The 11,968-nt window shown below is 69.6% G+C and carries 11 protein-coding genes and 1 tRNA gene; 3 read left to right on the top strand and 9 right to left on the bottom strand.

The window, feature by feature from the left end; all coding sequences use genetic code 11:
* Positions 1-128: 128 nt before the first annotated feature.
* Both CIB93_RS08720 and CIB93_RS08715 read right to left on the bottom strand, forming a co-directional pair.
* Positions 129-202, bottom strand: a tRNA-Met gene (locus tag CIB93_RS08720).
* Between the two features lie 42 nt (positions 203-244).
* A complete protein-coding gene (locus tag CIB93_RS08715) occupies positions 245-3,259 on the bottom strand; it encodes a UPF0182 family protein (RefSeq protein WP_257002114.1) in 3,015 nt (1,004 codons plus the stop codon).
* Positions 3,260-3,395: 136 nt separating this feature from the next.
* Between CIB93_RS08715 and CIB93_RS08710 the strand changes: the two genes are divergently transcribed.
* Entirely contained in the window at positions 3,396-3,956 is a 561-nt protein-coding gene (locus CIB93_RS08710; RefSeq protein ID WP_257002096.1) for a PPA1309 family protein, read from the top strand.
* Between the two features lie 48 nt (positions 3,957-4,004).
* On the opposite strand, the gene CIB93_RS08705 is transcribed toward CIB93_RS08710, so the two are convergent.
* The 4 genes from CIB93_RS08705 to CIB93_RS08695 all read right to left on the bottom strand — a co-directional run bounded on the left by CIB93_RS08705 (position 4,005) and on the right by CIB93_RS08695 (position 7,242).
* A complete protein-coding gene (locus CIB93_RS08705) occupies positions 4,005-5,111 on the bottom strand; it encodes a PDZ domain-containing protein (RefSeq protein WP_096625764.1) in 1,107 nt (368 codons plus the stop codon).
* Between the two features lie 102 nt (positions 5,112-5,213).
* Positions 5,214-5,384, bottom strand: coding sequence for a hypothetical protein (locus CIB93_RS37800; RefSeq protein WP_179500035.1), 171 nt, complete (start codon positions 5,382-5,384; stop codon positions 5,214-5,216).
* A 126-nt stretch (positions 5,385-5,510) separates the two neighbouring features.
* Positions 5,511-5,972, bottom strand: coding sequence for a molybdenum cofactor biosynthesis protein MoaE (locus CIB93_RS08700; RefSeq protein WP_096625762.1), 462 nt, complete (start codon positions 5,970-5,972; stop codon positions 5,511-5,513).
* Between the two features lie 118 nt (positions 5,973-6,090).
* A complete protein-coding gene (locus CIB93_RS08695; RefSeq protein ID WP_096625760.1) occupies positions 6,091-7,242 on the bottom strand; it encodes an SDR family oxidoreductase in 1,152 nt (383 codons plus the stop codon).
* A gap of 190 nt (positions 7,243-7,432) precedes the next feature.
* On the opposite strand from CIB93_RS08695, the gene CIB93_RS08690 reads away from it, so the two are divergent.
* Together CIB93_RS08690 and CIB93_RS08685 are read left to right on the top strand one after the other, a co-directional pair.
* Positions 7,433-8,857, top strand: coding sequence for a zinc-dependent metalloprotease (locus CIB93_RS08690; RefSeq protein WP_096625758.1), 1,425 nt, complete (start codon positions 7,433-7,435; stop codon positions 8,855-8,857).
* Positions 8,854-9,396, top strand: a complete 543-nt coding sequence (locus tag CIB93_RS08685; RefSeq protein WP_096625756.1) for an NUDIX hydrolase — start codon at positions 8,854-8,856, stop codon at positions 9,394-9,396. Before CIB93_RS08690 ends, CIB93_RS08685 begins: the two co-directional genes overlap by 4 nt.
* Positions 9,397-9,476: 80 nt before the next feature.
* On the opposite strand, the gene CIB93_RS08680 is transcribed toward CIB93_RS08685, so the two are convergent.
* From CIB93_RS08680 to CIB93_RS08670, 3 genes are all read right to left on the bottom strand, one after another.
* Positions 9,477-10,232: an AIM24 family protein gene (locus tag CIB93_RS08680; RefSeq protein WP_096625754.1), complete on the bottom strand. Its 756-nt coding sequence runs from the start codon at positions 10,230-10,232 to the stop codon at positions 9,477-9,479.
* A gap of 19 nt (positions 10,233-10,251) precedes the next feature.
* On the bottom strand, positions 10,252-10,932 hold the full coding sequence (locus CIB93_RS08675; RefSeq protein ID WP_096625752.1) for an AIM24 family protein: 681 nt from the start codon (positions 10,930-10,932) through the stop codon (positions 10,252-10,254).
* Positions 10,933-10,943: 11 nt separating this feature from the next.
* Positions 10,944-11,968 (bottom strand): AIM24 family protein (locus CIB93_RS08670; protein WP_179500034.1); only part of this gene is annotated, 1,025 nt, incomplete at its 5' end.

Here is an 11,968-nt window from a genome sequence, read left to right as displayed (position 1 = left end):
ACACGTCCGGACCCAACTGGTGCCCAGCGAACCGCACTTCACGCCCTCGACTCGCGAAAGACACGGCACGCGCGGACGACGGCACGACGAAGGCCCGGATCCGATGGATCCGGGCCTTCGTCTTTCAGTAGCGGGGACAGGATTTGAACCTGCGACCTCTGGGTTATGAGCCCAGCGAGCTACCGAGCTGCTCCACCCCGCGTCGTTGTGTTCAAACCGTACCACGACGCGGAGTGGGTCATTCTCAGCTGCCCTGGCCGCTGCCCTCCCCGGCTCCCTCTGCGGGCGCCGACCTGCCGACGCTCGCGGGCTTGGCCGAACTCTCCGGCTCGCCCTCACCCTCCGGCTCGGCATCGCCGTCCGGCTTGTCTGCACCGTCCGCCTTCTCGCCCTCGCTGCCCGGCTTGGGCTGCGCGGCGGCGGCCCGCTCAAGAGCCTCCTGGAGAGCGTCCTGCGCCTTGCCGTAGGCGGGCCAGTCCTGCTCCTTCAGCGCCTTCTCGCCGTCCGTGTACGCCTTCTGGGCGTCCGCGATGGCCTTCTTGAGCGCCTCGTCGCCGGTGGCCGGGGGCTTGGTGGGCTCGTCCGGCTCACTGGGGTCGGGCGGTGTCGTGTCCGAATCGCCGTCGACCCCGAAGACCGCGTTGAGCGCGTCTCCCAGATTGTTCTCGAAGACGATCTCCGAACCGTACGAGGCGGCCACCTTGCGCAGGAGCGGGTAGTTCTGCGTGCCGCCGCGCGTGTAGACCGGCTCGATGTAGAGGAAGCCGCCTTCGAGGGGAACCGTCAGCAGGTTTCCGTACTCGATGTCCGAGTCGGTGCCCTTGAGGTTCCTCACGAACTCGGCGACGTCGTCGTTACCGTTGAGCTCACTCTGTACCTGGCCCGGGCCCTTCACCGTTGAGGTGACCCGCAGGAGCCTCATGGTGCCGTAGTCCTTGCTGGCCGCGTCCGCGTTCACCGCCATGAAGGCCCCGAGGTTCGGGCGCCCCCTCGGGGTGAACGTGGTGGTCAGGGAGAACTCCTGCTCGCTCTGGCCCGGCATCTTCATGCTCAGGTAGTACGGCGGGACGGAACCCGGCTCCTGGTTCGTCGGGTCGTCCGGCACCTGCCACGCGTCGGAGCCGCTGTAGAACTGCGCGGGGTCCTCGACGTGGTAGCGGGTGAGCAGCTCACGCTGGACCTTGAAGAGGTCCTGGGGATACCGCAGGTGGTCCAGGAGGGTCTGCGGGATCTCCGAACGGGCCTCCACGGTGCCCGGGAACGCCTTGCGCCAGGTCTTGAGGACCGGGTCCTTGGTGTCCCACTCGTAGAGCTTGACCTTGCCGTCGTACGCGTCGACGGTAGCCTTCACCGAGTTGCGGATGTAGTTGACCTGGTTCTCCTGGGCGACGACCGCGCGCTGGTTGGTGGTCAGCGAGTCGGCCGTGGTGTCGCCGAGCGTCGTGCGGGACGCGTACGGGTAGCCGTTGGTCGTGGTGTAGGCGTCGACGATCCACTGGATCCGGCCGTCGACGACCGCCGGGTAGGCGTCGCCGTCGATGGTCAGCCACGGGGCGACCGCCTCGACGCGCTCCTTGGGCGTGCGGTTGTACAGGATCCGCGAGCCCTCACCGATGGCTCCCGAGTACATGATCTGCGGCTCGCTGAAAGCGACCGCGTACGCGGCACGGTTGAAGCCGTTGGAGAGGCTGACCCCGCTGCCGCCCTTGTAGCTGGTGGTCTTCTCGCCGTCCTCCTCGTAGTCGAGCTCCTTCTGGGGCCCGCCGACGATGGAGTACTGCTCGGTCTTCTCGCCGTAGTAGACCCGCTGCTCGTACTCCCCGAACTCACCGGTGGACGGCAGACCCGACTCCATGAAGTCCGGGGACCCCGTCGGGTTGGTGCCGGTGGTGGTGCCGCGGGCCGCGATGGCGCCGTAGCCGTGGGTGTACGTGAAGTGGTCGTTGATCCAGTTCCGCTTGGGCAGGCCCTGGATGTTCAGCTCACGCAGACCGATGATCGTGTCCTGCTCCTTGCCGTCCGCACCCTTGTAGCGGTCGACGTCCAGCGTCTTGGGGAACTGGTAGTAGTTCCTGCGCTGCTGGAGCTGCTGGAAGGCCGGGGAGACGACGTTGGGGTCCATCACGCGGTAGCTGGCGGCCGTGTTGGCGGCGGCCCGCAACTTGGCGCCGTCCCCCTTGGTGGCCTGGCCCGCGTAATCCTCCATCACCGCGTCGTCGATGTCGTACGCATCGCGTGTCGCGTCGATGTTCTTCTGGATGAACGGCGCTTCCTTGGCCTGCTCGTTCGGCTGGACCTGGAACTTCTGCACGATCGCCGGGTAGAGCCCGCCGATCAGGATCGCCGACAGCACCATCAGGCCGAAGCCGATGACCGGCAGCTGCCAGGTGCGGCGCCACAGCGTCGCGAAGAACAGCACGGCACAGATCGCCGCGATGCAGAACAGGATGGTCTTCGCCGGGAGATAGGCGTTCGCGTCGACGTACCGCAGGCCCGTCCAGTTGTCCGCGGCCTTGAAGTCACTGGACTTCACCGCCAGACCGTACCGGTCGAGCCAGTACGCCACGGCCTTCAGGGAGACGAAGATGCCGAGCAGCACCGAGAGATGGCCGGTGGCCGCCGCGGTGGCACGGGCGCCGGGGCTGGTGATGCGCAGCCCGCCGTACAGATAGTGGGTCAGGGCGGCGGCGATCAGCGACAGCACGGTCGCCGCGAAGCCGAAGCCCAGCAGGAAGCGATACCACGGCAGGTCGAAGGCGTAGAAGGCGACGTCCAGATTGAACTGGGGGTCCTTCTGGTTGAACGGCACGCCGTTGACGTACATCAGCCACGTGCGCCACTGGCCGGAGGCGGATGCTCCGGCGATCAGCCCGACGAGCGCCGTGGCGGCGAGCAGCACCCACTTCTTGAAGGGGGCGATGCTCATGCGATAGCGGTCCAGGCTCTGCTGCTCCAGGGACATCGCGCTCAGCGGCGGCCGGAGCCGGTGCGCGAGCCAGATGTTCACGCCGATGGCCACGGCCATCAGCAGTCCGAAGACGAGGAAGAGCCCGATCTTGGTCCACAGGGTGGTGGTGAAGACGGATGAATACGCGACCGACCTGTACCAGAGCCAGTCCGTCCAGAACCCGGCGAACATGACGAAGGCCATGGCGAGAACCGCCAGGACGCCCAAAGTCATGAGCAGGGTTCGGGCGCGCCGGGACGGGCGGCCGACTCTGATCCGTGGCCCGGTCGGGCCTCCGCCGCGGTCCGGCATCTGGAAAGCCAACGTGCGCACCTCGAAGTTCGCGGTCGAGTGGAACAGGCCCAGCGATCCTAGAGCCCACCTATGCAACTTACTGAAGCTTTACCTAGTTCCCGTCTCCGGGGTAGGACGAGGCAGGATATTGCCCATGCCCAATGTTTCCCCCGCAGGACCCCCGATGGCCGCGAGTCCGCTCACCGTCGCCGTCCTCGAAATCGACGCCTACGCCTCCACCCTCGGCTGGGACCGGCCCGCGCGGCTGTTCGCCCTGGTCGACACCGACCGGCTGCGGTCCCAGGAGCCCGGCCTCGCCTCTCAGCTCGGCCTGGACGACCCCGGGTCCTCCGTCGCCGCCCTCACCCCGATCGAGCAGGACGAGCTGCCCCCGGGCACCGCGCTGGACGAGTTCCTCGCCACCATCGCCTGGCCCGATGCGGTGGTCGGCTGCGCCATGACGGTGGAGCGGCTGATGCTGCCGCCGTCCGCCGAGACCTCCGTACCGGAAGGGCTCAGCGACAAGCAGCTCACTCAGTGGGTGGCCAAGCACCCCGACCGGCAGGAGGTGCGGATGACCGTGGCCGTCCTGAGGGACGGGGCGCGCGAGTCCGCTGTCCGGCTGCGCGAGAAGGACTCCCCCACCGAGGTGCTGACGGGCGCCGGTCTGGTCCCCGGTCTTGCCGAGGCGCTCGCGGCCACGTTCGAGTCCTGACCGGGCCGCCGCCCGGGTCCGGCGTACGGGGCCCGGGCGGCACGGCCGTCAGCCTGCCGAGCAGCTCGGCAGGGCGTCGGTCTTCCCGGCGCGGATCTGCTCCAGCGACTTCTTGGCGTCCTCGACGGTCTTGACCCGGACCAGGGTGAGCCCGCTCGGGGTGTCGGCCGCGGCCGATGCGCAGTTGTCGTCGGGGGTGAGGAAGTAGCGTGCGCCGGCCTCGCGGGCGCCGACCAGCTTCATGGTGATGCCGCCGATCGGGCCGACCTTGCCCGCGTCGTCGATCGTGCCGGTGCCCGCGACGAACTTCCCGCCGGTCAGATCGCCCGGGGTGAGCTTGTCGATGATGCCCAGGGAGAACATCAGCCCGGCGCTCGGCCCTCCGACGTCCGCCAGCTTGATGTCGATCTCGAACGGGAAGGTGTGGTCCGTCCCGGCCGCGATCCCGACGATCGCGCGCCCCTCCTCACCGCCGTCCTTGGAGGCGGGAGCCTTCGCGGTGGTGATGGTGATCTTCTCTTCGCCCTCGGGGGGCCGGCCCGTCTTCTCGGCCGCCACGGCCTCCTTGGCGGGGACGATGGTGAAGGTGACGTCCTCGCCGGGCCGGTGCTCGGTGACCAGCTTCGCCACATCACCGGGTGCCTTGACCGCCGTACCATCGACGGCCCTGATCACGTCGCCCGCGTGCAGCTTGCCCTGGGCGGGACTGTCCTTGACCACCGAGGAGACCACGACCTGCGTGGACACCGGGATCTTCAGCTCCTTCAGGGCGGCCACCTTGGCGCTCTCCTGGGACTGGCTGAACTCCTCGGCGTTCTCCTGGGTGGACTCCTCCTCGGTCTTGCCGTCCGGGTAGAGGGTGTCGTGCGGCACCACAACACTGTCGTGGGCCATCCAGCCGTAGACGGCCTCGACGAGGTTCATCCGGTACTCCGCTCCGGTGACCCGGACCGTCGTCATGTTGAGGTGCCCGGACGTCGGGTACGTCTTGCGACCGGAGATCTGCAGTACGGGCTCGCCACGCGCTTCGCCCAGGGTGTTGACCGTCGGTCCGGGAGACATCTCCGCATACGGCACTTTGATCAGCACGCCGGCGCAGAGCAGCGCGATGAGGACGAGGGTGGAAGCGAGCATCGTCGCGGTGCGGCGTGGCATGGAACGACAGTACGGGAAGGGCCTGTCAGTGCACCGCCGGGGCCGGTCCGTACGGGGAGACCGGTACGCGGCGGCAAGGCCTCACGCGGCGTTCGACGATCTTCAGAGAGCCTCGGAACCGGAGTGCGATTTCTCCATCGCGTCACGGAACCTGGCGTAGCCGGCGAGTTCGGTGACATCGCCGATCGTGCGATTACGAGCAGCCCAGCTCGCCCATATCGCACCGCCGACAGCAGCGAAAAACGGAATCAGCAGCCAAGCGAGTGCTCCCATCACGACCTCCCTACCCCATGAGCGACCGGATGCCCGATCAGCAGATTAACGATCCGGAAGACCAACGCTCGTGGCGGGGGGGCGGTTACGCAAATCGGGGCTGATACGCCCCGGTCCGGTTTGCGCTCAGCAGGCTCCGACCCACTCCTCCGTACCGTCCGAGAAACGCTGGTGCTTCCAGATCGGAACCTCGTGCTTGAGGTCGTCGATGAGCTTGCGGCAGGCCTCGAAGGCCTCGGCGCGGTGTGGGCAGGCGACGGCCACGACCACGGCCAGATCGCCCACCTCCAGTTCACCCACACGGTGGACTGCTGCCAGGGCCCGGACCGGGAAGTCGGCCACGACCTTTTCGGCCACCCCGCGCAGCTCGTCCCCGGCGGAGGGGTGGCAGGAATAGCCGAGGGCGCCGACGTCCTGTCCCGCGTCGTGGTTGCGCACGGTGCCGACGAAGAGCGCGATGCCGCCCGCCGCGTCGTCCCCGACGGCACGGAAGATCTCGTCGACGGAGAGCGGGGTCTCCCGGATCGCCAGCAGCCTGATGGGGTCCGAAGCCGCCAGCTCACCGGGGTGGTCGTGGGTGCGTGCCATGCCTCCATCGTGCCGTACGGCACTGACATCCCGGAATTGCGTGTTCGCCCGGCGGCAGGCCTCCCGGGTTGGAGCCTCCTACAGGGACTCGCCCAGCGGCCCGCTGCGGTGTGGCCGGTCAGATGCGACGGCGGGCCTTGCGGGCACGGCGGACCACCGCGGCGGCGCCGAGCAGGGCGACCGTGGCTCCGGCGGCTCCGGCGGCGGTGGCGTCCTTGCGGCCGAGGCGGCGTCCGGCGAGCGTGTGGCGTCCCTCGACCTCTTCTAGCAGCGCCGCGAGGACCTCCTCGTTGGTCCACTTCGGCCGCCATCCCGCGTCGTGCAGCCTGCTGACGCTGACCACCCAGGGATGCATCGTGTACGCCAGGTCACCGGCCGGGGAGGGAGTGAGGCCGATCCGGTGCAGCCGGGCGGCAGCACCGAGTGCGACGGCGGAGGGCAGTTCCATCCGGCGTACGCCGCTGAGCTCCTCGACCTCCTCCTGTTCGAGCCAGCCGTCGCAGCCGACCGCGAACTCGCCGTCGATCCTCTCCAGGGCGGCGTACTCCAGGGCTGTCACCAGGTCCTCGACGTGGCAGAACTGCCAGGTGGGCCGCGATCCGGCGACGACCAGAAGGCGCGGCGACTCGAAGTAGCGAGTCAGGGCGGTGTCGGTGCCGCCGACCAGGACGGTGGGACGCACGACGGTGACATTGAGCCCGGGGTGGGCGCGGGGCGCGCGGCGGCCCAGCCGCTCGATCTCCAGGAGGTCGCCGACGCCGGTGGCCTCCGCGGTGGCACGCAGCTCGGCGTCCTCGGAGAGCGGCACATCGTTGTCGGCCAGCGCCCCGTAGACCATCGCCGAGGTGCACAGCACGACCCGGTGAACCCCTGCGGCCGCCGCGGCGGTGAGGACCGTCTGGGTGCCCCGTACGTTGTACGCGGTACGGGCGGCGGGGTCGGTCTCCAGGTCGAGATCGAGGGCCAGGTGCACGACGACGTCCGCGCCGCGCAGTTTCTCGGCGATGGCCGGGTCCCGGACGTCAAGGATGTGCCAGGTCGCCTCGGAGACCTCGCCGCGGCGTTCGTCGATCGCGATGACCTGCTTGATCGCGTCGGATGCGGCGAGGTGCGCGGTCAGCAGCTCGCCGATGCCGGTCGCGGCGCCGGTGACCGCGACGACGGGGCCCCGGTTCCTGGGGGTCCTGGGGCGCTTCTTTTCGGTTGTGCTTTCGGGCGAGGGGTCGGTCAGGTTTCGCGCTGCGCGAACCTGCGGATCTGGGGAACTCACCGGGCGTCTCCAGCGGTTGTCTTCAGTACGTACCCGAATGACGCGTACGTACCAGGTGGCGTCCATCCTGCCGCAGGCCGGGAGTCGGCGGAGCACTGAGGCCCGAAGCGGGCGTGGTGTCTACGCTGGATGGTGATGTCGGGCAGTCGCCGTCGGTTCGAGCCGGCGGCCCTAGGAGCCGAGGAAACCCGTGAGTGACACCCCATTCGGATTCGGCCTTCCGCCGGAGGAGCCGGAGAACGGCGACGAGGGCAAGAAGAAGGACCCCACCGAGGGTGGGCAGAGCGCGGGCGGGATGGGAAACCCGTTCGGCTTCGGGCCGGGAGCGGGCGGCGACAACCCGTTCGCCGCGATGTTCGGCTCGATGAATCCGAACGATCTCGGCGCGGCCTTCCAGCAGCTCGGTCAGATGCTGAGCTACGAGGGCGGTCCCGTGAACTGGGACATGGCCAAGCAGATCGCCCGCCAGACGGTCTCGCAGGGCACGCCGGACGGCACCAAGGACGCCAGTGTGGGCCCGTCGGAGCGCACGGCGGTCGACGAGGCGCTGCGGCTGGCGGACCTCTGGCTCGACGGCGTGACCTCGATGCCTTCCGGTTCGGTCTCCACCGTGGCGTGGAGCCGCGCGGAGTGGGTCGAGGCCTCGCTGCCGGCCTGGCAGCAGCTGGTCGACCCGGTGGCCGAGCGGGTGGGCCTGGCGATGGGCGATGTGCTGCCCGAGGAGATGCAGGCCATGGCGGGCCCGCTGATCGGCATGATGCGGTCGATGGGCGGCGCCATGTTCGGCCAGCAGATCGGCCAGGCCGTCGGCGTGCTGGCCGGTGAGGTGGTCGGTTCCACCGACATCGGGCTGCCGCTGGGCCCGGCGGGCAAGGCCGCGCTCCTCCCGCTGAACGTGGCGCGGTTCGGCAAGGACCTCAGCGTCCCGCAGGACGAGGTCCGGCTGTATCTGGCCCTGCGCGAGGCCGCTCACCAGCGGCTCTTCGCCCATGTGCCGTGGCTGCGGTCGCATCTGTTCGGTGCCGTCGAGGCGTACGCCCGTGGCATCACGGTCGACACCAGCAAGCTGGAGGACGTCGTCGGCCAGTTCGACCCCTCGCAGCCGGAGCAGTTGCAGGACGCCCTTCAGCAGGGCATGTTCCAGCCCGAGGACACGCCCGAGCAGAAGGCGTCCCTGGCCCGGCTCGAAACGGCTCTCGCCCTGGTGGAGGGCTGGGTCGACGCGGTGGTCCACGAGGCCGCGAAGTCCCGGCTGACCTCGGCCGACGCGCTGCGCGAGACGATGCGCAGGCGGCGAGCCTCCGGTGGTCCGGCCGAGCAGACGTTCGCCACTCTCATCGGCCTCCAGCTGCGCCCGCGGCGGCTGCGGGACGCCTCTCGGCTGTGGGCCTCGCTCACGGACGCCCGGGGCCTGGAGGGCCGCGACGCGCTGTGGGCGCACCCGGACATGCTGCCGACCGCCCGCGACCTGGACGACCCGGACGGCTTCGTGCACCACGAGCAGGCCGATTTCTCCGAGCTGGACAAGATGCTCGGCGAGGCGGCGAAGGGCCCGCGGAAGCCCTCCGAGAACGATGAGGGCAAGGAAGACGGCAAGGACGGCCGCGACCAGTGACGCTGCACGACGACGCCACCCTCGTACTGAAGGGTTACGCCCCCGAGCACGGGACCGGCGACGGCCAGGCGGAGCTGCGGCAGGCCTATCTGGACCATCTGGCGCTGCACGGCGACGGCATGTGGAAGGCCTGCGAGGCCGGGCACGTCACGGCCAGCGCCCTGGTCATCGATCCCGAGCACGGCCGGGTGCTGCTCACCCTGCACCGGAAGCTGCGGATGTGGCTCCAGATGGGCGGACACTGCGAGCCGGGCGACGCCACGCTGGAGGCTGCGGCGCTCCGTGAGGCCACGGAGGAGTCCGGCGTACCGGGGCTCACGCTGCTGCCGGGCGGACCGGTCCGGCTGGACCGGCATCCCATTCCGTCCCCCTGTAACTGGCACCTGGACGTGCAGTACGCGGCGCTGGCCCCGGCCGGTGCGGCGGAGCGGATCAGCGAGGAGTCGCTGGAGCTGCGCTGGTTCGCCTACGACGAGGTGGCCTCGGTGGCCGACACCTCCGTCGTACGGCTGCTGGAGGCGACGCGGTCCCGGCTGTAGCGGCAGGCTGAGAGAGAGATATGTGTAAGGGGCGGCCTCTGTGGAGGCCGCCCCTTACTGCTGTGCTCTGCGGGTGCCGGTCAGTTCCAGGCGTTGTTCTGGTTCTGGCCGTGGGAGCCCTGCTGGCCGATGCCGAACTGGGCGCGGGCGCCCTCGCCGATCTGGGCGTTCTGCGGGGGCATGACCTCGCTCGGCTGGACCAGGGCGAAGCCCTGTCCGAGGAAGCTCAGCTCCCAGCCCTCCCCCGTGTTGCCGCGGCGCCGGAAGACACCCGTGGAGTGCGTCTGGGCCTGCATCTGTACTCGCAGGGAACTGGACCAGGCGACGATCGCGTCGGCGTCGGCGCTGACGTACTTCTCGGGCGTGACCTGCATCATCAGGGGCTGGCCCGAGGTCATGAGGGCGACCTTGCCGCTGCCGGAGATGTTGAGCTGGTACTTGCCGCTGCCGGAGATCCCGTACTGGCTGTCCACCGCGATGACCTCGGTGTGCAGCGAGGAGTCGAGCGCGAGGACGTAGGAGCTGTCCACGGTCATCCCGTCGCGGTCGACGTCCACGACGTGGATGTGCTGGGCGAGGTTGGCGAGGTAGACCGTGCCCTGGCCGGACACGCGCATCAGGTCGAGGCCCTCGCCGGTCCGCGCGCGGGCGCTGCGCTGGGCCTGCGGCTGGTACTCCCCGTCGAAGTCCATCAGGCCCTGGTAGGCGACCATCGCGCCCTTGCGGGCGAGGACGTCGTCGTGGCCGGTCAGCGAGACCCGCAGGAGCTGTGGGTTCTGGATGGCGTACCGGTCCTGGGTCTGCTGCTCGGTGTGGCTGAAAAGCGGACTCTGCATGCTGTGTTCTCCCTCCCCCTCAGTTCCGGATCCGCAGGCGGTCCGTACTGTCCTCGCTCGGCTGGACGACGACGATGCCCTGACCGGAGAAGGCCATCTGGTACGCCTCGCCGCTGCCGCGGCCGATCAGCGCCCCGGCCTTGAAGCTGCGCTTGCCCTTCACCTTGAGGTTCGGGGACCAGGCGACCAGCGCGTCCGGATCGACATACGTCTCGTCCTCGCCGCGCCCGCAGTCGACGACGATCGGGGTGCCCCGGGAGGTGATGGCCACCCATCCGGTGCCCTGGACGACGACGTTCCACAGTCCCTGTCCGGCGAACTTGGCCATCCCCTTGACCTTCTCGACACCCCAGGTGAGGTGCGCGTCGAAGGCGAGGAGGTTGGTGCCGTTGACGGAGATGGAGTCGTTGTTGAGGTTGATGACGACCACGTCGGCGCCGTAGTCGGCGAGGTAGAGCAGCCCGTCGCCGGAGCACTTCATGACGGGGGCGCCCTCGCCGGTGATCCACTGGGAGGCGATCTGCCGGATGGCGGGCGGGTTGGGCTCGTACTGGATGAAGCCCTCGTACGCCACCATCGAGCCGGTGCGTGCGTAGAGGTCCTGTCCGGAGGCCATGGCGACCTTGAGCATGGCCGAGCCGTGGTTCTCCATGCGGGCGGTGACGGGGGTCGGGGCGAAGCCCGCGAGTTGCTGGTTCATGACGGGCTCCCTCAGACCTCGTAGGGCTGGACGACGATGAAGTTGCCGGGTGCTCCCCGGAACTGGAGGTTCACGGTCTCCCCGCTGTGTCCCGGGTACGCGTTACGGCGCAGCCGGACCTGGCTGGAAATGATCACCTGGGAGGCGGCCGACCAGGCGACGACGGCGTTGCAGTCGGCGAACGTGGTGGGCGTGACCGGCAGGACGACCGGGGTGCCGTGGGTCTTGATGATCACGGTGCCGGTGCCCTGGAACTGCATGGTGAACAGGGCACCGCCGGGGATGCCGTGCCCCTCGATCCTGCGGACCTCGTACTGGAGGGACTCGTCGAAGGCGAGGACGCTCTCGGCGGAGACGCAGATGGCGTCACCCTGGAGCTCGATCGGGTGCAGATACGAGCCCTCCTCGGCGAGGAAGACCTGACCGCGGCCGGTACAGCGCATCAGCTGCATCTCCTGGCCGGTGGCGTTGCCTACCGCGCGACCGACGAACCCGGCGCTCTTGTAGCCGAAGTCGACCTTGCCCTGATACATCACCATGCTGCCCTGGCGGGCCAGCACTCCGGCGCCGCCCATGGTCAGGTCGACCCGCATGAGCTGCTTGTTCTGCGGGGTCCAGCGCTGCCCGGTCGGGGTCTCCTTGTACGGCTGGAGCGCCGCCTGAAGACCCGCGCCGGTGGCCGGAACTCCCTGCGGGACGCCCTGGGGCATGGAGCCGGGGGGCTGCTGTCCGAACGGGGCCGGTGCGGGCTGTCCGTACGGAGCGGGGGCCTGCTGGCCGAAGGGTGCGGCGGGCGGGACGCCCTGCCCCGGCACCTGTCCGGGAATCTGCCCGAGCTGCGGTTGCTGGGACTGGCCGTACGGGGACGGGGCCTGGGGTGCATGGGGCGCCTGGGGCGCCAGCGGGGCCGCGATCGTCGGCGCCGCGTGCATCGGCTGGTGCGGCGCGGGCGGCGGCGTGGGCGTGGCCGGGACCTCGAAGGGCGGCGCGGGCTGCGGGGCCTGTGGCGCAGGAGCGGCGGGCGGGGCACCGAACG

The sequence above is a fragment of the Streptomyces sp. WZ.A104 genome (assembly GCF_002382885.1).
Classification (GTDB): Bacteria; Actinomycetota; Actinomycetes; order Streptomycetales; family Streptomycetaceae; genus Streptomyces.
Note: the sequence above shows the minus strand (reverse complement) of the source record. Positions and strands in the feature narration are given on the sequence as shown.